This is a genomic window from Streptomyces sp. NPDC093111 (assembly GCF_040683955.1).
Taxonomy (GTDB): domain Bacteria; phylum Actinomycetota; class Actinomycetes; order Streptomycetales; family Streptomycetaceae; genus Streptomyces.
On the sequence record NZ_JBFBNW010000002.1, the window covers coordinates 90,868 to 115,366 of the forward strand.

Consider the following 24,499-nt stretch of genomic DNA (forward strand, 5'->3'; position numbering starts at 1 on the left):
GGTGGTGACGGGCCGCGGGCGCGGGTCCGCGCCCGCCCGTGACCGGGCCCAGTAGATTGGGGGCGTGTTCTCCAGCCTCTCGCGTCGCCGCGCGCTCGCGCTCTGTGCCGTTCCCGTCGTCGCGCTCCTCGCCGTCGCCGGGCTCGCGCCGCTGCCGTTCTCCATCGCGCAGCCCGGGACGACCACCGACGTCCTCGGCAAGGACCAGGGGCGCGAGGTGATCACCGTCAGCGGCGTCCCGGTCCGGGAGACCGAGGGGCAGCTGCGGATGACGACGATCCTGGCGACCGGTCCCTCCGAGGACATCGACCTCGGCGAGGTGGCCGACGCCTGGTTCCGTACGGACCGGGCGGTGCTGCCCCGCGAGTCGGTCTACCCGTCGGGCAAGTCCGACAAGGAGATCGAGCAGCGCAACCTCGGGCAGATGAAGGAGTCGCAGGACGCGGCCTCCCTCGCCGCCCTCGGCTATCTGAAGCTGGACCCGAAGAAGGTGAAGGTCGACCTGCACCTCGCCGATGTCGGCGGGCCCAGCGCCGGTCTGCTGTTCTCCCTCGGCATCGTCGACAAGATCGACGGGAACGGCGACGGCGGCGACCTCACCGGCGGCCGGACCGTCGCCGGTACGGGCACGATCACGCCCGACGGCATGGTCGGCGCGGTCGGCGGGGTCTCGCTGAAGACGCAGGCCGCCGCGCGGGACGGGGCCACCGTCTTCCTCGTGCCGAAGGACGAGTGCTCCCAGGCGAAGGCCGAGCTCCCGAAGGGCCTGCGCCTGGTGCCGGTGACCGCGCTCAGCGACGCGGTGTCGTCCCTGCGGGCCCTGGAGCAGGGGCAGGAGTCGAAGGTTCCGGGCTGCTGACCTCCGGTCGGCCGGGCGGGCGGTCCATCGCCCGCCAGCAGGGGAAGACCAGCGGCGAGAGCGTGGCCAGGAAGTACAGCGTGCCGAAGGTCAGCAGGGCCGTGGTGATGCCGGTCCGCTCGATCAGGTAGCCGGCCGCGAGGCCGCCGAGCGGGGTGGTGAGCAGCACGCCGGCCGTGCTCGCGCCGCCGACGCGGGAGCGCAGCTCCTCGGGGACGGTCTCGTAGAAGACCGTGGACAGGATCGGGTTGAGCACCCCGGCGCCGAGTCCGCCGAGCGCCATCGTCACCAGCAGCGGCGGGGTGGTGTCGGTGAGGGCCGCGACCAGGTACGAGGGGGCTCCGGCGAGCAGGAAGCCGACGGCGAGCACCGGACGGCGCGGGAAGCGGTGGCCCACCGCCCCGTACAGCAGCGCGCCGAGCAGGGCGCAGCCGCCGAAGACGGCGACGAGCAGGCCGATGGCGGCGGCGCCGCCGAGCTCCTCGCGGGCGTGCACGGGGAGCAGGACGGCGTTCCAGCTCTGGCCCAGGCCGTTGGTGACCATCACCATCAGGTTGATGCCGAGCAGCAGCGGGGTGCGCAGCAGGAACGAGTAGCCGGCGCGCAGGTCGGAGCGGTAGGCGGCGAGGGAGAGCGGGGGTGCCTCGCGGAGCGGTTCGGCGGAGGGTATGCCGCGGAGCCCGGCGACGACGAGCAGGGCCGAGAGTCCGAAGGTGGCGGCGTCCACGTACAGGACGGTGTCCGCGCCGATGAGGGCCACGAGCAGGCCGGCGAGGGCGGCGCCGGTCATGCGGGCGCCGCGGGAGACGGCCTCGTAGAGGCTGGCCGCCCGGGTCAGCGGGGTGCCGGCGTGGCGGGCGAGGTCGGGGATGAGGACGTGGCGGGCGGTCTCGCCGGGTGCGTGGAAGAGGCCGGTGACGCCCATCAGGGCGCACAGCATCCAGAACTCCAGGACTCCGGCCCGGTTGAGCAGCGGGATCGCGGCGAGCGCGAGGGCGCAGACGAGGTCCGAGGCGATGGACACCCGGCGGCGTCCGATCCGGTCGATGACGGGGCCGCCGCAGATCGCGGAGAGGACGACCGGCACGGCGGCGAAGAACGCGACGACGCCGGCCTTGCCGGGGCTGCCCGTGGTCTCCAGGGCGAACCAGGGGACGCCGATGAGGGTGAGTGAATTGCCGCTGATGGAGATGGCGTTGGCCGCCAGGACGGTGGCCAGTGGTGTGCGCGATCGCACGGTGGTTCCCCCCGGATGGTGGATGGTGGCCGCGTAGGGCCGTCAGGCGGCGGCGCAGGTGGTGCGCGGGTGCGGGACGGCCAGCCGCAGGCCGAACTCGACCAGCTTCCAGCCGAGTTGTTCGCGTACGGAGGTGGCGGTGGCGGCCGGGGCGGCCGGGGCGCCGTCGGTGGCGGCCTCGTGGAGCTCGGCGGCGTTCAGGGTGTGCAGGACGAGGTGGATGTCGGAGTGCATGGCGTGGCCTTTCCGGTGGTCCGTGAGCGGGGTGGGTGTCAGTTCTCGCCGTGCTGGGGGAAGGCGTGGAGGTGCATCCGGATGCGCTGACTGCCGGGGGCCCGGCGGTCCTCGGTGTCCCGGTACTCGTTGATGAGCGCGTGCAGCCGCTCGTCGAGCTCGCGCAGCCGCTCGGGGGAGAGGTGGAGCGTGAAGTCGCTCATGTCGGAGGCGCCGGACCACTCCTCGGCCCACTGGTGCCGGGTGCCCAGGTAGGCGCCGAGCTCCTGGGTGTGGATGGTCGCTATCTCGTGGAGGTAGATCTCGACGGCGCCCTGGACCTCCGGGTCCGGGTTCTCGTACAGCGCCTCGTCGAAGGTGGTGCCCTGCACGGCCGCCTTCCACCAGCGCTCGCGGCCCTTGCCGCGCTCCGGGTCGTCCTCGACGAAGCCGTGGGCGGCGAGCTGGCGCAGGTGGTAGCTGGTGGCGCCGCTGGACTCGCCGAGCCGCTCGGCGAGCTGGGAGGCGGTGGCGGGGCCGTGGTGGCGCAGGGCGCGCAGCAGCTGGATGCGCAGCGGGTGGGCGAGTCCGCGCAGGGAGCGCGGGTCGAGCACCCGGCTGCCGGGCTTCTCTTCGGGGGCGGGCGTCGCGGAGGGGGCGTGCTCCGGCTCGGGCTTCTCGGGCATGACTCCACAGTAGAGTTGCAAAGAAGTCTCTGCAACGGTTTTTTGCAGAGACTTCTTTGCAAGTCGAAGAGAGGTCTGCCGAGATCCTCTGAGGCCCGCCGAGTTCCGCCCGGCCCGCCCGCCCTACCGCCCTGCCCGCCCTACCGCCCGGTGTCGTCCCGCGCCGCCTGCTCCACCAGCGGGATGATGCGCAGCGGGACCGGGTTCTCCATGACGATCGCCGTGGACGCGCGCATGATGCCGTCGAAGCCGACGACCCGGTCGATCACCCGCTGGAGGTCCGCGTTGGAGCGGGCCACCAGCCGGCACAGCATGTCCCCGTGGCCGGTGGTCGTGTGCAGTTCCAGGACCTCCGGGACGGTCGCCAGGTGCTCCCGTACGTCCGCGCCCTGGCCCTGCTTGATCTCCAGGGTCGCGAAGGCCGTGACCGGGTAGCCGAGGGCCGCCGGGTCGACCTGCGGGCCGAAGCCGCGGACCACCCCGTTCGACTGGAGCCGGTCGAGCCGTGCCTGGACCGTGCCGCGGGCCACGCCGAGCCGCCGCGAGGCCTCCAGGACCCCGATCCGGGGCTCCTCCGCGAGGAGCACGATCAGACGCCCGTCCAGATGATCGATCGCCATGGCGGCCTCCTGATGGTCATGATGTACAAGTCGCACGCCGATGGTGGCCCATCGCTGGGCAGATTGACCAGGGGAACAAGAAACTATTGCGCAGCTTGCGGGACGGCGGGACGCTGCTGTCATGACTGAGACCCTCGATCACACCCCGACCACCGCGCGTGAGGCCGACCCCTTCCCGGTGAAGGGAATGGACGCGGTCGTCTTCGCCGTCGGCAACGCCAAGCAGGCCGCGCACTACTACTCGACGGCCTTCGGCATGAAGCTGGTCGCCTACTCCGGACCGGAGAACGGCAGCCGCGAGACCGCCAGTTACGTCCTCACCAACGGCTCCGCCCGTTTCGTGTTCACCTCCGTCATCAAGCCCACCAGCGACTGGGGCCGCTTCCTCGACTCGCACGTCACCGCGCACGGCGACGGCGTGATCGACCTGGCGATCGAGGTGCCGGACGCGCGCGCCGCCTACGCCCACGCCGTCGAGCAGGGCGCCACCGGGCTCGTCGAGCCGTACGAGCTCAAGGACGAGCACGGCACCGTCGTCCTCGCCGCCATCGCCACCTACGGCAAGACCCGCCACACCCTCGTCGAGCGCTCCGGCTACGACGGCCCCTACCTGCCCGGCTACACCGCCGCGCAGCCGATCGTCGAGCCGCCGGCCAAGCGCACCTTCCAGGCCATCGACCACTGCGTGGGCAACGTCGAGCTCGGCAGGATGAACGAGTGGGTGGCCTTCTACAACAAGGTCATGGGCTTCACGAACATGAAGGAGTTCGTGGGCGACGACATCGCGACCGAGTACTCGGCGCTGATGTCGAAGGTCGTCGCGGACGGCACCAAGAAGGTGAAGTTCCCGATCAACGAGCCGGCGATCGCGAAGAAGAAGTCGCAGATCGACGAGTACCTGGAGTTCTACGGCGGCCCCGGCGTCCAGCACATCGCGCTCGCCACCAACGACATCGTCGCCACCGTGCGCGCGATGCGGGCCGCGGGCGTCGAGTTCCTGTCCGTCCCGGACACGTACTACGACACCCTCGGCGAGTGGGTCGGCGACACCCGTGTCCCGATCGACGAGCTGCGCGAGCTGAAGATCCTCGCCGACCGCGACGAGGACGGCTACCTGCTGCAGATCTTCACCAAGCCGGTCCAGGACCGCCCGACCGTCTTCTTCGAGATGATCGAGCGGCACGGCTCGATGGGCTTCGGCAAGGGCAACTTCAAGGCCCTGTTCGAGGCGATCGAGCGCGAGCAGGACAAGCGCGGCAACCTCTAGCGGCTGCCGCCCCCACGCGAGGGGCCCGTCCCGGGTGAAGACCCGGGGCCGGGCCCTTCCCCGCGTCCCGGGCGGTACGGGGGGCCGCCCGGGACGCGGGCCCACTTCCTCGGGCTCAGGGCGGCCCGGGCTCCCCACGGCCTCCTGCGCCGGCCGCCCTACGCCCTCTTGGCCCCCGTCGCCTTCTTCGGCTCCTCCGGCCGTACGTCCTTGGGGAGTTCGTCCGGGAGCTCGCCCAGGGCCTTCACGGCCTCCTTCGCGCGCGGGGCGAGCAGCGGGGAGAAGTACGGGTTGATCCGCAGCGCCTCCGCCAGGTGCCGGCGGGCCGGACCGCCCTCCTCAAGGGCGCGCTCGATCTCGCCCCGGTGGTACGCGAACAGCGCGCTGCGCAGCCCCTCGTCGGTGGCCCGCTTCGCGTACTCCAGGGCCTCCTTGGGCTCGCCCGACCGGTACAGCGCCCAGCCGAGCGCGTCCGCCACCCCCACCGAGCGGTGGCCCCGCGCCCACTCCGCGCGCAGCAGCCGTACGGCCTCCGCGGGGTCGCCGTGGTCCGCCGCGAGCAGACCGAGCGCCACCTCGGCGCCCGGCAGGCGCTGGGTCCGCAGCCGCCCGTACAGGGTCTGCGCGTCCCCGTCCCGGCCCAGCGACTCCGACAGCTCGCCCGCCTCCAGGAGGAGGCCGGGGAGCGGCTGCCGGGCCAGGGCGGCCTGCCAGGTCTGCACGGCCTGGTCGGTGCGGCCGAGCGCCGCGAGGCTCCGCGCGCGGCCCGCCAGCGACGGGGCGTCGTCCGGCACGAGGCCCAGCGCCGTGTCGTACGAGCCCAGGGCCTCCGCCGGCTCACCCCGCTCCCACGCCAGGTCGCCCAGCCGGGCCAGGGCCGCCGCCTTGTCCGCGCCCGTCTCCGCGAGCGCCACCGAGTCCAGGGCCGCCGCGCCCGCGTCCTCGCGCCAGCCGCGGTTGCGGAACAGGCGCGCCGAACGGGCGCTGACCGCCGGGCCCGAGTGCAGTTCGGCCAGGGTCTCCGTCGCCTTCTGCGCCGCCTTGTAGTCGCCGAGGCCCTCGTACGCGTCGATCAGCACCGGATAAGCCGACCAGCGCTTCGGGCTCGCCTTGCGCACCTGCTCGCCCCAGCGCCGCGCCGTGCCGAAGTCACCGCGCGCGTTCGCCAGCGCCGCCATGCCCAGCTCCGCGTCCAGGTTCCCGCGCCCGGCCGGCAGCACGGCCAGGGAGCGCTTCAGGGCCTCCTGCGCACGGGGGAAGTCCGCCGGGTCCGCGCGCCGCAGCCCGCGCTCCACATAGGCCGTGCCGAGCACCGCCCATGACGCCTCGTCACCGGGATGGGTCCTCAGCCACCGCTCCCGGTCGCCGATCAGCGCGACCAGATCGGGCAGCGCCGCCCGCGCTCCGGCGTGCGCCGCGCTCACCGCCCGCTCGGCCGGCCCCGGCGGGGGCGCCGGCGTGCCGCCGATCAGCTCCGGTACGTACAGCAGCGCCGTCGCGGCGAGCACCGCGCCCACCCCGCAGGCCAGCACCGTCCTCGACACGTTCTCGCTCTTCATGGCGCTCACTGTGCGCCCGCCGGCCGCTGTACGAAGAGCACACGAGCGGCTGCCCCGGCGGGTTCACACCGATGGCCCCGGGTGCCACGCTGGACCTATGGACGATCTTCAGCAGGACGATCCTCAGGCGCGGCTCCACCGCGAGCTGCGCGCCGGACTCCCCGTCGAGGCGCTGCTCACCGACCCGGACGTCACCGCCTCGTACGCCCACGACATGGCCGGCTTCTGCGAGGCCGGCACCCCCGCGGTGGTCGTGCTGCCCCGCACCGTCGAACAGGTCCAGCACGTCATGCGCACGGCGACCGCGCTGCGCGTCCCGGTGGTCCCGCAGGGTGCCCGTACCGGCCTGTCCGGCGGCGCCAACGCCTCGGACGGCTGCATCGTGCTCTCCCTGGTCAAGATGGACCGCATCCTGGAGATCGACCCGGTCGACCGGATCGCCGTCGTCGAACCGGGCGTGATCAACGCGGTGCTCTCCCGGGCCGTCGCCGAACAGGGCCTGTACTACCCGCCGGACCCCTCCAGCTGGGAGACGTGCACCATCGGCGGGAACATCGGCACCGCCTCCGGCGGCCTGTGCTGCGTGAAGTACGGGGTCACCGCCGAGTACGTGCTCGGGCTGGACGTCGTGCTCGCCGACGGGCGGCTGCTGCGCACCGGGCGGCGCACGGCCAAGGGCGTCGCCGGATACGACCTGACCCGGCTCTTCGTCGGCTCCGAGGGCAGCCTGGGCGTCGTCGTCGGGGCGGTGCTGGCGCTCCGGCCGAAGCCGCCCGCGCAGCTCGCGCTCGCCGCCGAGTTCCCCTCCGCGGCCGCCGCCTGCGAAGCCGTCTGCGCGATCATGGAGCGCGGCCACACCCCGTCGCTGCTGGAACTCATGGACGGCACCACCGTCCGGGCCGTCAACGAGCTGGCCCACATGGGGCTGCCCGACACCACCGAGGCGCTGCTGCTGTGCGCCTTCGACACGCCCGATCCCGGGGCCGATCTGGCCGCCGTCGGGGAGCTCTGCCGGGCGGCCGGGGCCACCGAGGTCGTGCCGGCCGAGGACGCAGCCGAGTCCGAACTGCTGCTCCAGGCGCGCAGGCTGTCGCTCACCGCGCTGGAGACGATCAAGAGCGCGACCATGATCGACGACGTGTGCGTGCCGCGCACGAAGCTGGCCGCGATGCTGGCCGGGACGGCCGCGATCGCGGAGAAGTACGGGCTGACCATCGGGGTCTGCGCGCACGCGGGCGACGGCAACACCCATCCCGTCGTCTGCTTCGACCACGCCGACGAGGACGAGTCGCGGCGGGCGCGGGAGTCCTTCGACGAGATCATGGCGCTCGGGCTCGCCCTGGGCGGCACGATCACCGGCGAACACGGGGTCGGCGTGCTGAAGAAGGAGTGGCTGGCGAGGGAGCTGGGGCCGGTGGGAGTGGAGATGCAGCGCGGCATCAAGCGGACCTTCGACCCGCTGGGCCTGCTGAACCCCGGCAAGCTCTTCTGACCGACGCTCGGCGGGGCTCACAGGTCGCCGTCCGTGGACTCGTCCGACGGCCACGGGTCGCGCAGCCACAGGTCGTCGGCGAGCACGGTGGTGGCGAGCAGCTCGGCGAGGCCGTCGTCGATGCCGAGCTGCTCGGTCTCGGTGCCCGGCGGCACCGCGCGCAGCGTCCGCTCCAGCCAGGCCGACACCTGCGCGGAGGGGGCCTCCAGGAGGGCGTCGCCGTCGGGGGAGGAGAGCGCCATCAGGACGACGTTGCGCCCGTCGACCTTGGTCGGCCAGATGCGCACGTCGCCGTGGCCGCAGGCCCGGAAGACGCCCTCGACCAGGAGCTCGCGGGCGAAGGTCCAGTTGACCGGGTGCTCGGAGCCGATGTGGAAGGTGATGTGCACGGCGTACGGGTCGTCGACGCGGTAGGCGAGGCGGGCCGGGACGGGGAGGGAACGCTCGGGGGACAGGACCAGCTTCAGCTCGAGTTCCCGCTCGACGACGTTGTTCTTCTCGGTGTTCTGCATGGCGTGCTTCCTCTCTCCGTGGGGCCCGTGGGTGGGCCTTCACAGGGAGAGAGGGGGGTCCGGCCGATCCATTACGCGACTTCGGGGAAGTTTCCGAAGAACTTTTTTCCGGACCTCCGCCGGGGCCGCGCGGGGCCGCCCGGGGCCGGTCCGGCGCGGGCCCGAGAATCACACTGAGTGACGGAATCGGGGTTGCGTCCCCCGAAGGCGGCCTTTCTGGCGGGCTCCTTGTCCTCTCGGGGGCGTTCTTCGTTACTGTCCTCCTTGGGCGCGGCGCGGTCGGGGCGCTGCCGCGCGGACCAAAGACGTTGTGACTGAACGGAGTCGGGGCAGTGGCTACTCCTCCTGGAGGCGGCGGAGAGGTACCGCAGGCGGGCTACTACCCGGATCCGTCGATCCCCGGGTACATCCGGTTCTGGAACGGCGGTTCCTGGGTGCCCGGCACGAGCCGCCCGGCACCCCGGGAGGGCGAGGCCCTCCCGGCGCCGCCGGTCTCGGTCGTGCCCCAGCTGGCCCCGAGCCCGGCCCCCGCGCCCTCGCTCCCGTCCGTCCCGGCGGTCGAGGAGACCGGCCCGGTCTTCCTCGACGCCGACCCCGAGCCGTCCGCCGCCGCCCAGGAATCCGCCGCGGCGTGGCACGCGACGACCTCCGTCCAGACGGGCTTCGGCGGCGAACGCGACCAGCGGGTCTCCTGGGGCCGGAGCGACGCCGCCGCCCCGGCCCAGCAGCCCCCGGCCGACCCGCGCGCCGCCGCCGCCCCCGCGTGGCCCCAGGCGGGCACCACGCCGTCCGACCCGCGCCAGGCGGATCCGCGCAGGGCGGAGTCGCCTCAGGCCGAGCAGCGTTGGGACGAGCCGCGCCCGGAGGAGTCGCCTCGGGCCGAGCCGCGCCGCGCCGAGCCCTGGCAGGCGGCCCCCGCGCCCGAAGCGCCTGAGACGTCCGGCCGGACCGACCGCTCCGGCGGACCCGAGGCGGGCGGTTCCGCCGGTACGGGGCCGGGCGCGGGCGCCGCTCCCGTCTGGCCCGCCGCCGGTGGCCAGGCGGCCGAACCGGCGCCCGCGCGGGGCCGGTCCACTCCGGGGGCCGGGGCTCCCGCGGCCCCCGCGCACGGGCCCGCCGGCGGCGCCGCTCCGGACGCCCTGGCCGCCCCCGCGCGACTCGGCGGGATGCCCGTGACGCCCTCCTGGGCCCAGCAGTCCCAGCAGTCCCAGCAGGCTTCCCAGGCCCAGCAGGCCCCGCTCCAGGCGGCCCAGCAGGCCCAGCAGGCCCCGCAGCCGCCGCAGGCCGTACAGGCCCCGCAGGCGCAGGCCCAGCCCTTCCCCGCCCAGGCGTCTCCCCAGCCTCAGCCCCAGCCTCAGCCGCCCCTCCCGTCCCAGCCTCAACCCCAGCCCCAGGACCCCCAGTCCGTCGCCCCGTGGAAGCCCGTCGTCGAGGACGTCTTCACGGCGGCCGCGCGGGCGCAGTCCTCCGCTCGGCCGGCGGGGCTGGGGAGGCGGTTGGCGGCGCGGCTCATCGACACCGTGGTGCTCGGAGCGGCGGTCGGAGCCGTGTCGTACCCGTTCGTCACCGGTGCCGTCGACCACATCAACGAGAAGATCGAGGCGGCGAAGCAGTCCGGCGTCACCGTCCAGGTGTGGCTGATCGACTCGACGACCTCCGTCCAGTTCGGCATCGTCCTCGCCGCGCTCCTGGTGCTCGGCGCGCTCTACGAGGCGCTGCCCACGTCCCGGTGGGGGCGGACGCTCGGGAAGAAGCTGTGCGGGATCGAGGTGCGGGACATCGAGGCGCACGAGCCGCCCGCGTTCGGTGCCGCGCTGCGCCGCTGGCTGGTCTACAGCGTGCTCGGGCTGCTGGTGCTCGGGGTGCTGAACGTCCTGTGGTGCCTGTTCGACCGGCCGTGGCGGCAGTGCTGGCACGACAAGGCGGCCCGCACCTTCGTCGCCGGATAGGGCACGCGGCCAGGCCGGGCGGTAGGGAGCCGCGCTATCCACTCCCTCACTGCCCGCCGCTGTTCTTGCTGAGCACGAGGTTGGTGTTCCACCCGTCGCCGAACTTGATGTTCTGGTTCGGGTCGTCGTAGGTGTAGACGCCTTCGAGGGGGACGGTCTCCCCGGGGCCGGCGGACTGGAGGACGTCGCAGACGTCGGCGACGGACGCCACGGGGCTGTCCTTCATGGTGGTCATCACGTCCAGGGGCTCCAGCTTGGCCTTGGCCGCGGGCGAGTTGGTGGTCACGCCGACGACGAACACACCGGAGACCTGGTCGGCGCTCAGCTTCTTCTGGATCGCCTCGACCTGGGGCTGGTCCTCGGCCACGAAGTCGTCCGGCACCGTCGGGTCGTCCACGGCCTTGAGGCTCCAGCCGGGGTCGTTCTTGACCTGACCGGCCGCCAGGGAGTCGAGGATCGGCCGGGCGTGGTCCGAGCTGATCGAGTAGAACTGCCCCTGGGTGTCGCCGGTCACGCTCAGCACGTTGATCCCGACCACCTTGTCGTCGGAGTCGAGCAGCGGGCCGCCGGAGTTGCCCGGATTGATGGTGGCGGAGTGCTGGATCGTGTCGGGGTAGCGGGGGAGCGAGTCGGAGGGCTCCGCGTCGTGGACGTCCGGGTTCTGCACGGTGCCGCTGGTGAAGGCGGGCTTCTGGGTGTCGCCCGCGCTGCCGAGGGAGGCCGGGTAGCCGAGCGCGACGACCGTGTCGGCGGCCTGGAGGTCCTTGCTGTCGCCGAACTCCATCGCCTTCAGGTCCGACTGCGGCGAGGTGAAGGCCAGTACGGCCAGGTCCTCGCAGGGGTCGATGCCGACCACCCGCACCGGCGCCGCCGGCCGGTCCCCGACGACGGCCTTCAGCGACGCCTCGCCCTGCACCACATGGGCGGCGGTGGCGATGAGTCCCTTGTCGGCGTCGTAGACGAACCCGGTGCCGGATCCGGTCTTCCCCAGCACGTGGACGGTGCTGGGCGCGGACCGGTCGTAGATCTCCTTGGGATCCATGTCGGTCCCGTACGCCGACGCCCGGCCGGCCGTCAGTCCGAGTACCAGTGCGGCAGCCGCGACCGCGGCGCTTCTGGCCCGTACCTTCATGAGCGCGCCGCCTTTCCCGCGACGGATGCCCCTCCTTCAGGCTAGGTCCGGCCCGGGAAGCGGTCTTGTGCAGCGATCAAGGTTTGAACGGGCAAGCATCCAAGAGGGGCGGTCACGGGGGCCGTCCCCCGAACGGGGGGCGATCGATTGCGGGGCTCCGGCCCCCGGGGTGCACTGCCCCCATGAGCAACGATCAGCCGCCGCCGCCCCCGGGCCAGCCGCCCGAGGACGATCCGTTCGCCAAACGCCCGCCGGACCCCACTCCGCCGAGCCCTCCACCGGGCGGGCCGCCGCCGGGCGGGCCGCAACCCGGGGGACCCCCGCCGGGCGGCCCGCCGCCGGGGAGCCCGTACGACGCCGCGCCGCCCCCGCCGGGGAACCCGTACGACGGGGCACCGCCGCCCCCGCCCTACGGCGGCTACGGCGGTGGGTACGGCGGCGCCGATCCGCTCTCCGGCATGCCGCCGTTGGCCGAGTCGGCGCGGCGCATCGCCGCGCGCATCATCGACTGGCTGATCATCGCCGTGCCGCTCGCGATCATCGGCATCCCGTTCAAGGTGTACCAGCGGGCCACCGACGACGGGAACGACTTCAGCGACACGGTCAACAGCCTCAACGGCGGCGGGCAGCTCGTCTTCCAGCTCATCACCATCGTCGCGTACGTCGGCTACGACACCCTGATGACCGCCAAGCTGGGACGGACCCTCGGCAAGAAGTGGCTGAAGCTGCGGGTCGCGATGCTCAACGACGGCTCCACCCCGTCGATGAACAGCTCCCTGATCCGCGCGATCGTGCTGTGGCTGCCCGCGCTGATCTGCTGCGCCTGCCTGTGGCCGCTGCTCCTGCTGATCCTGATCCTGGTCGACAAGCCCTACAAGCAGGGCCTGCACGACAAGGCGGCCAAGACCGTGGTGGTGCAGGCCGCCCCGTAACGGGACGGAAGGGGCGAGGAGTTACGAACGGATCCGGGTGTCGGCCCCCGCGCCCACGGGCGCGGCCGGTACCCGGATCTCCTCGTCCGCGGGGGTCCGCGTCGTGACGTCGGAGGGGTTGACGGGCCGCCTGCGCACCGGCATCGTCACCGCCACCAGCACCCCGAGGATCAGTCCCGCGGCGCAGATCGCCGCGATGCCGAGCGTCGTGGTCGTGCCGGAGATCAACAGCAGGGCGACGGTCGCGAGTACGACGGTGGCCGAACCGTAGGCGGACTGTGCGGCGGTCGGACGCTGCATGACGGATACCGTCCCTCGGGCGAGCGTGCGCGTGGCAATGGGCGACTCTACGACGGTGGATGCCCGAGGGGAACAGGAAGTAAGCGTGACCTAACCCACGGTGCGGATGCACAGGGGGCGCAGGGGCGCACGATTCGCCGCCGAGTCATCGCCCGGTGTTTGGCGTGCGTTCGATTATCGGAGGTCCGCTCCTGCATAGTGCACTTGGTATGTTCAAGTCAAGATCTGTCTTTTCTCCTCCAACTCCGGTCGAATGTCGTCACTTGTGACGCGCAAACCCGCCGGCGGATACCCCACACCGGTCCGCGGCGAGGGGCGCCGGGGAGGACAAATCCAAGTGACCAACAGACGACGGGCGATCCGAGCGTCCGCAGTCGTCGTGGCGCTCGCGGCCACCGCCGCCACCGCCTCGACCTTCACCACCGCGTGGGCCGACAACCACGGCAGCGTGCCGTCCGCGGCCGCGCCCGGGGCGCGCTCCGTGGACAAGACCACGGTCGACCACGACCTCGACGGTCCGTACAGCAAGCAGCAGGAGCAGCAGCGCAAGGCTGCCCTGGAGCAGGTGCTGAGCGGCGAGAGCAAGATCGAGAGCCGTGGCGGCTCGAAGGTCGTCAAGCTGGACAGCAAGAAGTACGTCGAGCTGGGCCGCGAGAAGACCGACAAGATCTTCACGATCCTCGTCGAGTTCGGTGACCAGGTCGACAACACCACCCTGGTCGACCGCAAGGACGACGACACCCCGGACCTGAAGCCGAAGTACGGCGGCACGCCCGGTCCGCTGCACAACCGCATAGCCAAGCCGGACCGTGCGAACGACAACTCCACGGCCTGGCAGGCGGACTACAACCAGAAGCACTTCCAGGACCTGTACTTCGGCACCGGCAAGGACGCCAAGGGCCAGCCGAAGGAGTCGCTGAAGACCTACTACGAGAAGACCTCGTCCGGCCGTTACTCGGTCGACGGCGCCGTCTCCGACTGGGTCAAGGTCCCGTACAACGAGGCCCGTTACGGCTCGAACTACTGCGGCCAGACCAACTGCGCCAACGTCTGGGACACCGTGCGCGACGGCCTCGTGGCCTGGAACGCCGACCAGAAGGCCAAGGGCAAGACCGACGCCGAGATCAAGGCGACGCTGGCGCAGTACGACCAGTGGGACCGCTACGACTTCGACGCCGACGGCAACTTCAACGAGCCCGACGGCTACATCGACCACTTCCAGATCGTCCACGCGGGCGAGGACGAGTCGGCCGGCGGCGGCGCCGAGGGCACCAACGCCCTGTGGGCCCACCGCTGGTACGCCTACGGCACGGACGCGGGCAAGACCGGCCCGGCGAACAACAAGTCCGGTGGCACGCAGATCGGCACCTCGGGCATCTGGGTCGGCGACTACACGATGCAGCCCGAGAACGGCGGCCTCGGCGTCTACGCGCACGAGTACGGCCACGACCTCGGTCTGCCGGACCACTACGACACCGCCGGCGGCGAGAACTCCACGGGCTTCTGGACCCTCATGTCCTCCGGCTCGTGGCTCGGCAAGGGCAAGGACTCCATCGGCGACCTCCCCGGCGACATGAACGCCTGGGACAAGCTGCAGCTCGGCTGGCTGAACTACGCCAAGGTCAACGACTGGCAGCGTGGCACCAAGACCACCCACAAGCTGGGCGTCTCGGAGTACAACACCAAGAACCCGCAGGCGCTCGTCGTCGAGCTGCCGAAGAAGACGGTCCCCACCGACGTCGTGGCCCCCGCCGAGGGTGCCTCGCAGTGGTGGAGCAACATGGGTGACGACCTCAAGAACACCCTGACCCGCCCCGTCGACCTGACCGGCAAGACGTCCGCCTCCCTGGAGCTCCAGGGCTGGTACGACATCGAGCAGGACTACGACTACCTGTACGCCGAGGTCTCCACCGACGGCGGTGCCAACTGGCACGCCCTCGACGGCACCGCCGACGGCAAGCCGCTCCAGAAGGACGCCTCCGGCGCCCCGGCACTGACCGGCGCCTCGGAGAAGCACCAGAAGCTGGTCTACGGCCTCGACGCCTACGCGGGCAAGAAGTTCGACCTGCGCTTCCGCTACCAGACGGACGGCGGCGCCGGCGGCAAGGGCTTCACGGCCGACGCCATCACGCTGACCGCCGACGGTGCCCCCGTCTTCTCGGACAACGCCGAGAACGGTGACAACGGCTGGGTCGCCAAGGGCTTCTCGCGCATCGGCAACGGCTTCACCAAGGACTACGAGCAGTACTACATCGCGGAGAACCGCCAGTACGTCTCGTACGACCAGACCCTCAAGGTCGGCCCGTACAACTTCGGCTTCACCGGGGACAAGGCCAGCTGGGTCGAGCACTACCCGTACCAGAACGGTCTGCTGATCTGGAAGTGGGACCTGTCCCAGAAGGACAACAACACCTCCCAGCACCCGGGTGTGGGCCGCATCCTCCCGATCGACGCCCACCCGAGCCCGCTGAAGTGGGGCGACGGCACCCTGATGCGCGGTCGCGTCCAGGCGTACGACTCGCCGTTCAGCATCTCCCGCACGGACGGCTTCGCGCTCCACAAGGCCGGCGTCGGCACCTGGGTCCCGTCCCAGGCCGGCAACCCGACCTTCGACGACCGCAAGGGCGTCTACTGGTTCAAGGAGACCGAGCGCTCCGGTGTCCAGGTAACTGACACCAACACCAAGATCCAGGTCGTCAAGGAGGCCAAGGACGGCTCCACGATCACGGTCCAGGTGGGTCCCTCGACCAAGTAACGGCGAGGTTTTCTGAATCGCCGCAGGTCACAGCATGATCGGCCGTCGCCCCCTAGCGGGCGGCGGCCGATCGTGTTTAGGTGCGTCTTACGGCTCCGGTCGTACGACCTTATTGACAGTCGATCCACGGGGGAGTGGTTCCGCATGCCCAATGGAGGGTTCTGCAGACTGCCGGGAGGCAGTGTCGTCGTCGCCATAGGACTGCCCAGCCCGGCCGGCGACGGAGCCACCGTCCGCTTCCTGGTGCACGCCGCGAACCGTGCCCGCGCCCTGACCCGGCTGCGGAACCTGGGACTGCGGGCGGTCTATCTCCGGGGCAACACGGAGCCGCCGACGCCGGACGAGATCACGGCCGTCCTGCACCACCCGGACGGGATGCTGTGGCGGATCACCGCCCAGGAGCTCTGGCACCCCATACGGTCGCTCCCGAAGGCCGCCTGAGCCGCCGCCGGGCCCGCCCGTGGCGCCTAGGCGACGACGGGCTTCCCGGTGAGCTCCACGCCCGCGGCCCGCAGCTCCGCCAGGGCGCGCTCGGTGGTCTCCCTGGCCACCCCGGCCGTCAGGTCGAGCAGCACCTGCGTGCGGAAGCCCTCCCGGGCCGCGTCCAGGGCCGTCGCCCGCACGCAGTGGTCGGTGGCGATGCCGACCACGTCGACCTCGGTGACCCGCCGCTCCCGGAGCCACTCCGCGAGGGTCTCGCCGTTCTCGTCCCGGCCCTCGAAACCGCTGTACGCGGCCTCGTAGGCGCCCTTGTCGAAGACGGCGTCGACCGCCCCGGAGGCGACCGCCGGCGCGAAGTTCGGGTGGAAGCCCACCCCCTCCGTGCCGGCGACGCAGTGTCTGGGCCACGAGTCGACGTAGTCCGGGTGCTCGGAGAAGTGGGCGCCGGGGTCGATGTGGTGGTCGCGGGTGGCGACCACGTGCCGGTAGGCGGCGCCCGCCGTCTGGCCGACCAGGTCGGTGACGGCGGCGGCGACGTCCGCGCCCCCCGCCACGGCGAGGCTGCCGCCCTCGCAGAAGTCGTTCTGAACGTCGACGACGATCAATGCGCGGTGCATGGCGGGTGTCCTTAGCGCGTCGGATGGGGTGGGTTGTGAGCCTAGAGACTTCCCCTTCCCAAGGGGAGGGGGCATCTCCCCGGCGTTCGCGCGCCCCCCGAGGGGCGCGCGCGGGGCCACCGGGCGCCTACACGTACTCCGTCGGCAGCACCGGCTCTCCGCGGGACAGCTGGATCGCGGACATCGGCAGCCCGGCCCGGGCCGCGATGTGCCGGGAGCGGGCCGCCTCCAGCGGCTCGCGGGCCACCACCGTGCCGCCCTTCACCAGCTGCGCCAGGAGCTGCCGGTCGACCAGCTCGGCCGGGACCGGCCCGGTGCCGACGACCTCGGCCTCGGCGATCCCGGCGGCGTCGGTCCTGCGGGCGGCCCACTTGCGCCCGCCGACGGACGCCTTGCCGCCGACGGACTTCTTGGCGACCGGGGTCAGCGGCGCCTTGGGGTCGGCCGAGGAGGCCCGGGCGACCAGCTTGTAGACCATCGAGCAGGTCGGGTGCCCGCTGCCGGTGACCAGCTGGGTGCCCACCCCGTACGCGTCGACCGGAGCCGCCGCGAGCGAGGCGATGGCGTACTCGTCGAGGTCCGAGGTGACCACGATCCGGGTGTCCCGCGCACCCAGCTCGTCGAGCTGCGCCCGCACCCGGTGGGCGACGAGCAGCAGGTCGCCAGAGTCGATCCGGACCGCCCCGAGCCCGGTGCCGGCCACCTCGACGGCGGTACGGACGGCCTCGGCCACGTCGTAGGTGTCGACCAGGAGGGTGGTTCCGCTGCCCAGCGAGTCGACCTGGGCCCGGAAGGCGTCGCGCTCGCTGTCGTGCAGCAGGGTGAAGGCGTGGGCGGAGGTCCCGACGGTCGGGATGCCGTAGCGGAAACCGGCCGCCAGGTCCGAGGTGGAGTCGAAGCCGCCCACGTAGGCGGCGCGCGAGGAGGCGACGGCGGCGAGCTCGTGGGTGCGCCGGGCGCCCATCTCGATGAGCCGCCGGCCGCCCGCGGCGGCCGACATGCGGGAGGCGGCGGCCGCGATGGCGGAGTCGTGGTTGAGGATCGAGAGGATCACGGTCTCCAGGAGCACGCACTCGGCGAAGGAGCCCTCGACCCGCAGCAGCGGCGAGCCGGGGAAGTACACCTCGCCCTCCGGGTAGCCCCAGATGTCGCCGGAGAAGCGGTACCCGGCGAGCCACTGGAGGGTCGGCTCGTCGACGATCCCGCGCTCGCGGAGGAAGCCGAGCACGTCCGCGTCGAAGCGGAAGTTCTCGACGGCGTCGAGCACCCGGCCGATGCCCGCCACCACGCCGTAGCGGCGTCCTTCGGGCAGGCGGCGGGTGAAGACCTCGAAGACGGACCGGCGGTCCGCGGTGCCGGCCCGCAGGGCCGCCTGGAGCATCGTCAACTCGTACTGATCGGTGAAGAGCGCGGTCGACGGCACGTCCACCGGCAGCCCAAGGTCCGCAGCGTTCATGGTGAGGATGCTACCGCAGTATTCGTCACTCTGACGAATAGGGGCCCGTCGGGGCGACCCGTTTGTGCGATGGGCCGGTCAGGGTGGCAGCATGGGGTAAGTGAGCGTTGCGCCTATCGAGATCGAACGGACCGAATCGGCCGAGGAGGTCTCCGCCGTCGTCGAACCCGACGTGCCCTGGGTGACCCTCGTGCACAACGACCCGGTCAATCTGATGAGCTATGTCACCTACGTCTTCCAGGCGTACTTCGGCTACTCCAAGGACAAGGCGCACAAGCTGATGCTCGACGTGCACCACAAGGGCCGCGCGGTGGTCTCCAGCGGCACCCGCGAGGAGATGGAACGGGACGTGCAGGCGATGCACGGCTACGGCCTGTGGGCGACCCTCACCCAGGACCGCGGCTGATGGCCGGCCGCTTCGAGACGCTCCCCGGCGGCGGCGCCGCCATCGCGCTCGACGAGGTCGAGCTCTCCATCCTGCGCTCGCTGGCCGTGCAGCTCATGGAGCTGATCGGGCCCGGCGACGAGCCGGTCGAGGGCGAGGACCCGCTGGCCGCGCTCTTCGCCGAGGGGCCGAGTGAGCCGCCGTCCGACCCGGCGCTGCGCCGGCTCCTCCCGGACGCGTACGGCGACGACAGCGAGGAGCTGCGGCAGGCCGCCGCCGACTTCCGCCGCTACACCGAGAACGACCTGCGCACCCGCAAGCGCGAGGACGCGCTCGCCATGGTCCGCAGCCTCGACTCGCTCGCCGCCGACGCGGCCGGCGAGAGCGGCGCGGTCCTCAAGCTGGGCCTCGACCAGTCCCGGGCCTGGCTCGGCACGCTCAACGACCTGCGGCTGACCATCGGCACCCGCCTGGAGGTCACCGACGACGACGAGAGCGAGCAGCTGTACCGGCTGCCCGACTCCGACCCGCGCAAGCCGATGGTGATGGCCTATCTGTGGCTCGGGGCGCTCCAGGAGTCGCTCGTCGAGACGCTGATGGGCTAGCGCGAGCCCGTTTCGAGGACTGTTCGCTCAGCGAACGCTCAAATCCGGATAACGAATACGTTATCCAAGCATCCATGTTTGCCCTATTGGGCCCTTTTTGTCCGTCTTTCTGTGTGGCGCGCGCCACAGGCGTCCCCGTCGATCACGGTCGAGCCCGTGATAAATCTTCACGACCACCCGGGGACGCCACCCCTGTTCCCGGGGGCGCTTTGGCCGGCTGACCGCCGGTAGCACTCCATCCATATCCGGGGGGATCAGGACCTGATCCGCAGCAGACGCACTCGCAGTCGCGCGGATCGGCATGGAGAAAGGCGCACCACCATGACCTCAGTGCAGGTCGACAAGCAGCACGACGGCAATGAGGCCGCGGACTCCGCCTCGGGCGAGGGTTATCACCGGGCACTCGGCGCCCGTCAGATCCAGATGATCGCGATCGGCGGTGCCATCGGCACCGGACTCTTCCTCGGCGCGGGCAAGGGCATCTCCATCGCGGGACCCAGCCTGATCCTCGCGTACGCCGTCGCGGGCCTCGTCATCTTCTTCATCATGCGGGCGCTCGGCGAGCTCCTCATGTACCGCCCGGTGTCGGGCTCCTTCTCGGAGTACGCCCGTGAGTTCATCGGACCCTTCGCGGGCTTCGTGACGGGCTGGACGTACTGGCTCTTCTGGGTGGTCACCGGCATCACCGAGGTCACCGCCGCGGCGACCTACATGACGTACTGGTGGGACATCCCGCAGTGGCTCTCCGCCCTGGTCTTCACCGTGATCCTCTACGGCGCCAACCTGATCTCCGTGAAGCTCTTCGGTGAGCTGGAGTTCTGGTTCTCCATGGTCAAGGTCACCGCGATCGTCGGCATGATCCTGATCTGCGCCGGCATCCTGACCCTCGGCTTCTCCGACGCCGGCGACACCGCCTCCGTCACCCACCTGTGGGACCTCGGCGGCTTCTTCGCCGGCAAGGACGGCATCTTCTCCACCCTGATGACCCTCCAGATGGTCATGTTCGCCTTCCTCGCCGTCGAGCTGGTCGGTGTGACCGCGGGCGAGTCGAAGGACCCGAAGACGGTCCTGCCGAAGGCGATCAACACCGTGCCGTGGCGCATCGCCGTCTTCTACGTCGGCGCGCTGATCATGATCCTGTCGGTCGTCCCGTGGACCGAGTTCAAGCCGGGCGTCAGCCCCTTCGTCGCCGCGTTCGAGAAGATGGGCCTCGGCATCGGCGCCGCGATCGTCAACTTCGTCGTCCTGACGGCGGCCCTGTCCTCCTGCAACTCGGGCATGTACTCCACCGGCCGCATGCTGCGCGACCTCGCGCTCAACGGCCAGGGCCCGAAGGTCTTCACCCGGCTCACGAAGTCCGGCACCCCGCTGGTCGGCACCACCATCTCGGCCGCGCTGATGATGGTCGGCGTCTGGGTCAACTACCAGTGGCCCGGCGAGGCGTTCAACTACGTCGTCTCCTTCGCCACCATCTCCGGCATGTGGGCCTGGATCGTCATCCTGATCTGCCAGATCCGCTACCGCCTCAAGGCCGACCGGGGCGAGCTCCCGCAGTCCTCGTTCAAGGCGCCGGGCGGCATCTGGTTCAGCGTCTTCTCGCTCGCCTTCATCGGCATGGTCGTGGTGACCATGGCCATGGACGCGGACAACCGGGTCGCCCTGTACGGCGCGCCGGTCTGGGGCCTCGTCCTCGCCGTCTCCTACCTGGTCCTCAAGGCCCGCAACCCCGGGGGCGCCGCCTTCGCCAAGCGGCCCGACCAGGAGTCCGTCCAGTCCTGACCAGGCACGTCTCAGCATGCGGGCCGTTCCGTACCATTCCCCGGTACGGAACGGCCCGTCTGCTTATCCTGTCGGCATGCTGACCATCACCCGGGCCCTGTACGACCAGATCGTGGAACACTCCCGCGCGGACCACCCCGACGAGGCCTGCGGCGTGGTCGCGGGTCCGGTCGGCAGCGGTCGCCCCGAGCGCTTCATCCCGATGCTGAACGCGGCCCGCTCGCCCACCTTCTACGAGTTCGACTCCGCCGACCTGCTCAAGCTGTACCGCGAGATGGACGACCGGGACGAGGAGCCCGTGATCGTCTACCACTCGCACACCGCGACCGAGGCGTACCCGTCCCGTACGGACATCTCCTACGCCAACGAGCCGCAGGCCCACTACGTCCTCGTCTCCACCGCCGACACCGACGGCGCCGGCCCCTTCCAGTTCCGCTCCTACACGATCGTCGAGGGCGTCGTGACCGAGGAAGAGATCAAGGTCGTCGAGACCTACGCGTAGGCCCGCGCCCTCGTGGCGCCGTCCGCACCTCCGCCCCGCCCGCCTGACGGCGGGTGAGAGACTGGCGGGAATCGAGGGCGGCAGGACCCAGGAAGCCGGTGCGAATCCGGCACGGTCCCGCCACTGTGACCGGCCCCTGACCAGGGCCGGAAGCCAGGAACTGACCTGCCGCCTGCCAGCACCGACCGGGGACGCGGAGATCCCCGTCTGGAGGCCTCCCCATGTCCTGGCGCCGCCCGCTGCTGCCCGCCGCCGTCCTCATACCCCTGCTCGCCGCCTGCGCGGCCCCCGCGAGCACCCCCGCCGGCGGCAAGGCCGCCCCCGGCTTCCCGTACACCGTCGTCAACTGCGGTGTCACGACCACCTATCAGGCCCCGCCGAAGCGCGCGGTGACCATGAACCAGCACGTCACCGAGGTCATGCTCGCCCTCGGCCTGCAGAAGTCCCTGGTCGGCACGGCCTACCTCGACGACGCCGTCCTCCCCGCCTACGCGAAGGCGTACGAGGGCGTCCCCGTCCTCGCCAAGGAGTACCCCTCCAAGGAGGCGCTGCTCGCCGCGAACCCCGACTTCGTGTACGGCGGTTACGCCTCCGCCTTCGACGCCAAGGCCGGCCGGAGCCGCGACGACCTGAAGCGCTCCGGCATCGCCTCCCGCCTCAACACCGAGTACTGCCCCTCCGGCGCCACCGGCCTCGACGACGTCTACCGCGAGGTCGGCGAGGTGGGCCGCACCTTCGGCGTCCCCGACCGGGCCGCCGCCTGGACCCGCGAGGCGCGCGCCGGGGTCACCGCCGCCGAGCGGCGCCTGAAGGGCACCGCCCCCGTCTCCGTCTTCGTCTACGACAGCGGCGACAAGACCGCGTTCACCGCCGGCGGCAAGGGCATCGGCAACGAGCTGATCACCCGCGCCGGCGGCCGCAACGTCTTCGCCGACCTCGACAAGACCTTCGGCGACGCCGCCTGGGAACAGGTCGTCGCCCGCAAGCCCGACGTGATCGTCATCTACGACTACGGCTCCACCACCGTCGAGCAGAAGAAGCGCCGCCTCCTCGACGACCCGGCGCTGCGCGAGGTCCCGGCCGTCAAGAACCGCCGCTTCGCCGTGCTGCCGCTCTCCGACGCGGTCCTCGGCGTCCGCGCGCCCGCCGCCGTCGGGAAGCTGGCCGCCCAGCTGCACCCCGCGGCCCGATGACCCGGCTCCGCCACGCCTCCGTCGTCGCCGGACTGCTCGTGGCGCTCGCCGCGGCCGTCGTCGCCGCGCTCGCCCTCGGCTCCGTCCGCATCCCGCCCGGCCAGGTGCTCGACGCCCTGACCGGGCGGGCCGGGCCCTCCCCGTACCGGACGATCGTGCTCGACGTGCGGCTGCCCCGGGTCCTGCTCGGGGCGGTCGTCGGCGCCGGACTCGCCGTCGTCGGCGCGGTGCTCCAGGCCCTGGTCCGCAACCGGCTCGCCGACCCCTTCCTCCTCGGCATCTCCTCCGGGGCCTCCGCCGGGGCCGTGTTCGTCCTGGTCCTGGGCGGCGGCGCCGGCCTCGTCGGGGGCGTCACCACCACCGTCGCCCTGCCCGCCGGGGCCTTCGCGGGCGCCCTGCTCGCCCTCGTCCTCGTCTACGCCCTGGCCCGCCGCGGCGGCACCATGACCGGCGCCCGGCTGGTCCTTGCCGGGGTGGCCGTCTCGTACATCCTGTCCGCCCTGACCACCCTGCTGCTGGTCCTCGCCGGGCGGCCCGAACAGTTCCAGGAAGCCCTCTTCTGGTCCCTCGGCGGACTCGGCAGCGCCCGCTGGGACAGCCTCGCGCTGCCCGCCGCCGTCCTCGCGCTCGGCATCGGCGCCCTGCTCACCCTCGCCCGCCCGCTCGACCTGCTGCTGGTCGGCGAGGAGGGCGCCACCGTCCTCGGCCTGGACACCGCCCGCTTCCGCGCGGCCGTCTTCGTCCTCGCCTCCCTGGTCACCGCCGTCATGGTCGCGGCCAGCGGAGCCGTCGGCTTCGTCGGCCTGATGGTCCCGCACGCCGCCCGGATGGCCGTCGGCGCCCCGCACCGGCGCCTGCTGCCGGTCGCCGCCCTCGGCGGGGCGCTCGCCCTGGTCCTCGCCGACCTGGCCGCCCGCACCGTCGCCGCGCCGCAGGACATCCCCGTCGGCGTCCTCACCGCCCTCACCGGCGGCCCCTTCTTCCTCTGGCTGATGCGCCGCCGCGCGGACGGAGCGCCCCTGTGAACCCCGGCCCGCCCGAGCCCCGAGACCGCCGCCCGGCCGAGCTCCGCGTCGAGGCCCTCTCGTACGAGGGGCGGCTGCGCGAGGCCGGTCTCGTCGCCCGCCCCGGCGAGACCGTCGGCCTCGTCGGCCCCAACGGCAGCGGCAAGACCACCCTGCTCCGCTGCGTCTACGGCACCCTCACCGCCACCTCCGGCCGCGCCCTCCTCGACGGCGAGGACCTCCACGCGCTCGGGCCCCGGGCACGGGCCCGCCGGGTGGCGACCGTGCCCCAGGAGAGCGCCCTGGAGTTCGAGCTGACCGTCCGCGAGCTGGTCGCCCTCGGCCGCTCCCCGCACAAGCGGTTCTGGGAGGGCGACACCGCGCGGGACCGGGAGCGGGCGGACGCGGCCCTGGACCGGGTCGGCATCCTGGACCTCGCCGACCGCCCGTACCCCGGGCTCTCCGGCGGCGAACGCCAGCGGGCCCTCGTCGCCCGGGCGCTCGTCCAGGACCCGGCGCTGCTCGTCCTCGACGAGCCCACCAACCACCTGGACATCCGCTACCAGCTGGAAGTCCTCTCCCTCGTGCGCCACTTGGGCACCACCAACCTCCTGGCCCTGCACGACCTGACCCTCGCCGCCGCCTACTGCGACCGGCTCTACGTCCTGGATCGGGGCAGGGTCGTCGCCGAGGGCCCTCCCGCCGAGGTCCTGACACCGGCCCTCCTCGCGGCGGTCTACGGGGTGGAAGCCGAGGTCATCCCGCATCCGGCCACCGGTACACCGCTCGTGGTCTACCTGCCCCGTCCGCCGGTTGGTCAGAATCTGTCCGTCATGTGAGATCACATTCCGGAACCCGGACCGGGAATCGATACGATGAGCGCATGGTTTCCCACGACGTGAGCGAAGAGACGCCGGGCACACCCCTGCTCGTCGCGCGCCTGCACGTCGACCTGTGCCGCCTCGCCAGCGCGATCTGTACGCCGCGCGCCGCGCTCTGAACGA

General features: G+C 72.0%; 25 protein-coding genes and 1 riboswitch. Of the genes, 15 read left to right on the forward strand and 10 right to left on the reverse strand.

All coding sequences use genetic code 11. From position 1 onward, the window contains the following. The first annotated feature begins 64 nt into the window (after positions 1–64). Positions 65–859: a S16 family serine protease gene (locus AB0Q96_RS02880; RefSeq protein WP_365321248.1), complete on the forward strand. Its 795-nt coding sequence runs from the start codon at positions 65–67 to the stop codon at positions 857–859. On the opposite strand, the gene AB0Q96_RS02885 is transcribed toward AB0Q96_RS02880, so the two are convergent. From AB0Q96_RS02885 to AB0Q96_RS02900, 4 genes are all read right to left on the reverse strand, one after another. Further along, a complete protein-coding gene (locus AB0Q96_RS02885; RefSeq protein ID WP_365321249.1) occupies positions 792–2,096 on the reverse strand; it encodes an MFS transporter in 1,305 nt (434 codons plus the stop codon). The genes AB0Q96_RS02880 and AB0Q96_RS02885 overlap by 68 nt on opposite strands. A gap of 42 nt (positions 2,097–2,138) precedes the next feature. Then, positions 2,139–2,330, reverse strand: coding sequence for a hypothetical protein (locus AB0Q96_RS02890; RefSeq protein ID WP_365321250.1), 192 nt, complete (start codon positions 2,328–2,330; stop codon positions 2,139–2,141). A 38-nt stretch (positions 2,331–2,368) separates the two neighbouring features. Beyond that, positions 2,369–2,995, reverse strand: a complete 627-nt coding sequence (locus AB0Q96_RS02895) for a winged helix-turn-helix domain-containing protein (RefSeq protein ID WP_365321251.1) — start codon at positions 2,993–2,995, stop codon at positions 2,369–2,371. A 140-nt stretch (positions 2,996–3,135) separates the two neighbouring features. Continuing rightward, positions 3,136–3,615: an Lrp/AsnC family transcriptional regulator gene (locus AB0Q96_RS02900; protein WP_365321252.1), complete on the reverse strand. Its 480-nt coding sequence runs from the start codon at positions 3,613–3,615 to the stop codon at positions 3,136–3,138. A gap of 121 nt (positions 3,616–3,736) precedes the next feature. On the opposite strand from AB0Q96_RS02900, the gene hppD reads away from it, so the two are divergent. Further along, on the forward strand, positions 3,737–4,882 hold the full coding sequence (hppD, locus tag AB0Q96_RS02905) for a 4-hydroxyphenylpyruvate dioxygenase (RefSeq protein ID WP_365321253.1): 1,146 nt from the start codon (positions 3,737–3,739) through the stop codon (positions 4,880–4,882). A 158-nt stretch (positions 4,883–5,040) separates the two neighbouring features. Here the strand turns inward: hppD and AB0Q96_RS02910 are convergent, their stop codons facing one another. After that, positions 5,041–6,441 (reverse strand): tetratricopeptide repeat protein, encoded by a 1,401-nt coding sequence (locus AB0Q96_RS02910; protein ID WP_365321254.1) that lies wholly within the window; start codon positions 6,439–6,441, stop codon positions 5,041–5,043. Positions 6,442–6,538: 97 nt separating this feature from the next. On the opposite strand from AB0Q96_RS02910, the gene AB0Q96_RS02915 reads away from it, so the two are divergent. Further along, positions 6,539–7,933: an FAD-linked oxidase C-terminal domain-containing protein gene (locus tag AB0Q96_RS02915; RefSeq protein WP_365321255.1), complete on the forward strand. Its 1,395-nt coding sequence runs from the start codon at positions 6,539–6,541 to the stop codon at positions 7,931–7,933. A 17-nt stretch (positions 7,934–7,950) separates the two neighbouring features. Here the strand turns inward: AB0Q96_RS02915 and AB0Q96_RS02920 are convergent, their stop codons facing one another. Then, positions 7,951–8,445 (reverse strand): SsgA family sporulation/cell division regulator, encoded by a 495-nt coding sequence (locus tag AB0Q96_RS02920; RefSeq protein ID WP_365321256.1) that lies wholly within the window; start codon positions 8,443–8,445, stop codon positions 7,951–7,953. Between the two features lie 332 nt (positions 8,446–8,777). On the opposite strand from AB0Q96_RS02920, the gene AB0Q96_RS02925 reads away from it, so the two are divergent. After that, positions 8,778–10,394: an RDD family protein gene (locus AB0Q96_RS02925; protein ID WP_365321257.1), complete on the forward strand. Its 1,617-nt coding sequence runs from the start codon at positions 8,778–8,780 to the stop codon at positions 10,392–10,394. Positions 10,395–10,440: 46 nt separating this feature from the next. Here AB0Q96_RS02925 and AB0Q96_RS02930 read toward each other — a convergent pair whose 3' ends face one another. Beyond that, positions 10,441–11,436 carry a S1C family serine protease gene (locus tag AB0Q96_RS02930; protein ID WP_365321258.1) on the reverse strand — a complete coding sequence of 332 codons (996 nt, stop codon included), beginning with the start codon at positions 11,434–11,436 and terminating at the stop codon, positions 10,441–10,443. A 272-nt stretch (positions 11,437–11,708) separates the two neighbouring features. Here AB0Q96_RS02930 and AB0Q96_RS02935 point away from each other — a divergent pair, with 272 nt between their 5' ends. Next, on the forward strand, positions 11,709–12,458 hold the full coding sequence (locus tag AB0Q96_RS02935) for an RDD family protein (RefSeq protein WP_365321259.1): 750 nt from the start codon (positions 11,709–11,711) through the stop codon (positions 12,456–12,458). A 21-nt stretch (positions 12,459–12,479) separates the two neighbouring features. Here the strand turns inward: AB0Q96_RS02935 and AB0Q96_RS02940 are convergent, their stop codons facing one another. Then, positions 12,480–12,758, reverse strand: a complete 279-nt coding sequence (locus AB0Q96_RS02940; RefSeq protein WP_365321260.1) for a hypothetical protein — start codon at positions 12,756–12,758, stop codon at positions 12,480–12,482. A gap of 337 nt (positions 12,759–13,095) precedes the next feature. Between AB0Q96_RS02940 and AB0Q96_RS02945 the strand changes: the two genes are divergently transcribed. Together AB0Q96_RS02945 and AB0Q96_RS02950 are read left to right on the forward strand one after the other, a co-directional pair. Next, positions 13,096–15,513 (forward strand): immune inhibitor A domain-containing protein, encoded by a 2,418-nt coding sequence (locus tag AB0Q96_RS02945; RefSeq protein WP_365321261.1) that lies wholly within the window; start codon positions 13,096–13,098, stop codon positions 15,511–15,513. A 144-nt stretch (positions 15,514–15,657) separates the two neighbouring features. Continuing rightward, positions 15,658–15,954 (forward strand): hypothetical protein, encoded by a 297-nt coding sequence (locus tag AB0Q96_RS02950; protein WP_046912208.1) that lies wholly within the window; start codon positions 15,658–15,660, stop codon positions 15,952–15,954. 26 nt (positions 15,955–15,980) lie between these two features. Here the strand turns inward: AB0Q96_RS02950 and AB0Q96_RS02955 are convergent, their stop codons facing one another. Both AB0Q96_RS02955 and AB0Q96_RS02960 read right to left on the reverse strand, forming a co-directional pair. Continuing rightward, positions 15,981–16,571, reverse strand: coding sequence for an isochorismatase family protein (locus tag AB0Q96_RS02955; protein WP_365321262.1), 591 nt, complete (start codon positions 16,569–16,571; stop codon positions 15,981–15,983). A 127-nt stretch (positions 16,572–16,698) separates the two neighbouring features. After that, positions 16,699–18,027, reverse strand: coding sequence for a nicotinate phosphoribosyltransferase (locus AB0Q96_RS02960; RefSeq protein ID WP_365321263.1), 1,329 nt, complete (start codon positions 18,025–18,027; stop codon positions 16,699–16,701). Between the two features lie 100 nt (positions 18,028–18,127). Here AB0Q96_RS02960 and clpS point away from each other — a divergent pair, with 100 nt between their 5' ends. The 8 genes from clpS to AB0Q96_RS03000 all read left to right on the forward strand — a co-directional run bounded on the left by clpS (position 18,128) and on the right by AB0Q96_RS03000 (position 24,495). Further along, on the forward strand, positions 18,128–18,433 hold the full coding sequence (gene clpS, locus AB0Q96_RS02965; protein ID WP_030222252.1) for an ATP-dependent Clp protease adapter ClpS: 306 nt from the start codon (positions 18,128–18,130) through the stop codon (positions 18,431–18,433). Beyond that, a complete protein-coding gene (locus AB0Q96_RS02970) occupies positions 18,433–19,017 on the forward strand; it encodes a DUF2017 domain-containing protein (RefSeq protein WP_365321264.1) in 585 nt (194 codons plus the stop codon). The genes clpS and AB0Q96_RS02970 overlap by 1 nt, the downstream gene beginning before the upstream one ends. A gap of 321 nt (positions 19,018–19,338) precedes the next feature. Next, complete coding sequence (locus tag AB0Q96_RS02975) at positions 19,339–20,796, forward strand: amino acid permease (RefSeq protein WP_365321265.1); 1,458 nt, start codon at positions 19,339–19,341, stop codon at positions 20,794–20,796. A gap of 76 nt (positions 20,797–20,872) precedes the next feature. Next, complete coding sequence (locus AB0Q96_RS02980; RefSeq protein ID WP_365321266.1) at positions 20,873–21,298, forward strand: M67 family metallopeptidase; 426 nt, start codon at positions 20,873–20,875, stop codon at positions 21,296–21,298. An 88-nt stretch (positions 21,299–21,386) separates the two neighbouring features. Continuing rightward, positions 21,387–21,461: riboswitch (cobalamin riboswitch) on the forward strand. A 58-nt stretch (positions 21,462–21,519) separates the two neighbouring features. Beyond that, positions 21,520–22,491, forward strand: a complete 972-nt coding sequence (locus tag AB0Q96_RS02985) for an ABC transporter substrate-binding protein (RefSeq protein WP_365321267.1) — start codon at positions 21,520–21,522, stop codon at positions 22,489–22,491. Then, positions 22,488–23,516, forward strand: a complete 1,029-nt coding sequence (locus tag AB0Q96_RS02990; RefSeq protein ID WP_365321268.1) for an iron ABC transporter permease — start codon at positions 22,488–22,490, stop codon at positions 23,514–23,516. The genes AB0Q96_RS02985 and AB0Q96_RS02990 overlap by 4 nt, the downstream gene beginning before the upstream one ends. Positions 23,517–23,590: 74 nt before the next feature. Then, positions 23,591–24,334, forward strand: coding sequence for an ABC transporter ATP-binding protein (locus AB0Q96_RS02995; RefSeq protein ID WP_365321656.1), 744 nt, complete (start codon positions 23,591–23,593; stop codon positions 24,332–24,334). 44 nt (positions 24,335–24,378) lie between these two features. Beyond that, on the forward strand, positions 24,379–24,495 hold the full coding sequence (locus tag AB0Q96_RS03000) for a putative leader peptide (protein WP_338058663.1): 117 nt from the start codon (positions 24,379–24,381) through the stop codon (positions 24,493–24,495). Positions 24,496–24,499: the final 4 nt, after the last annotated feature.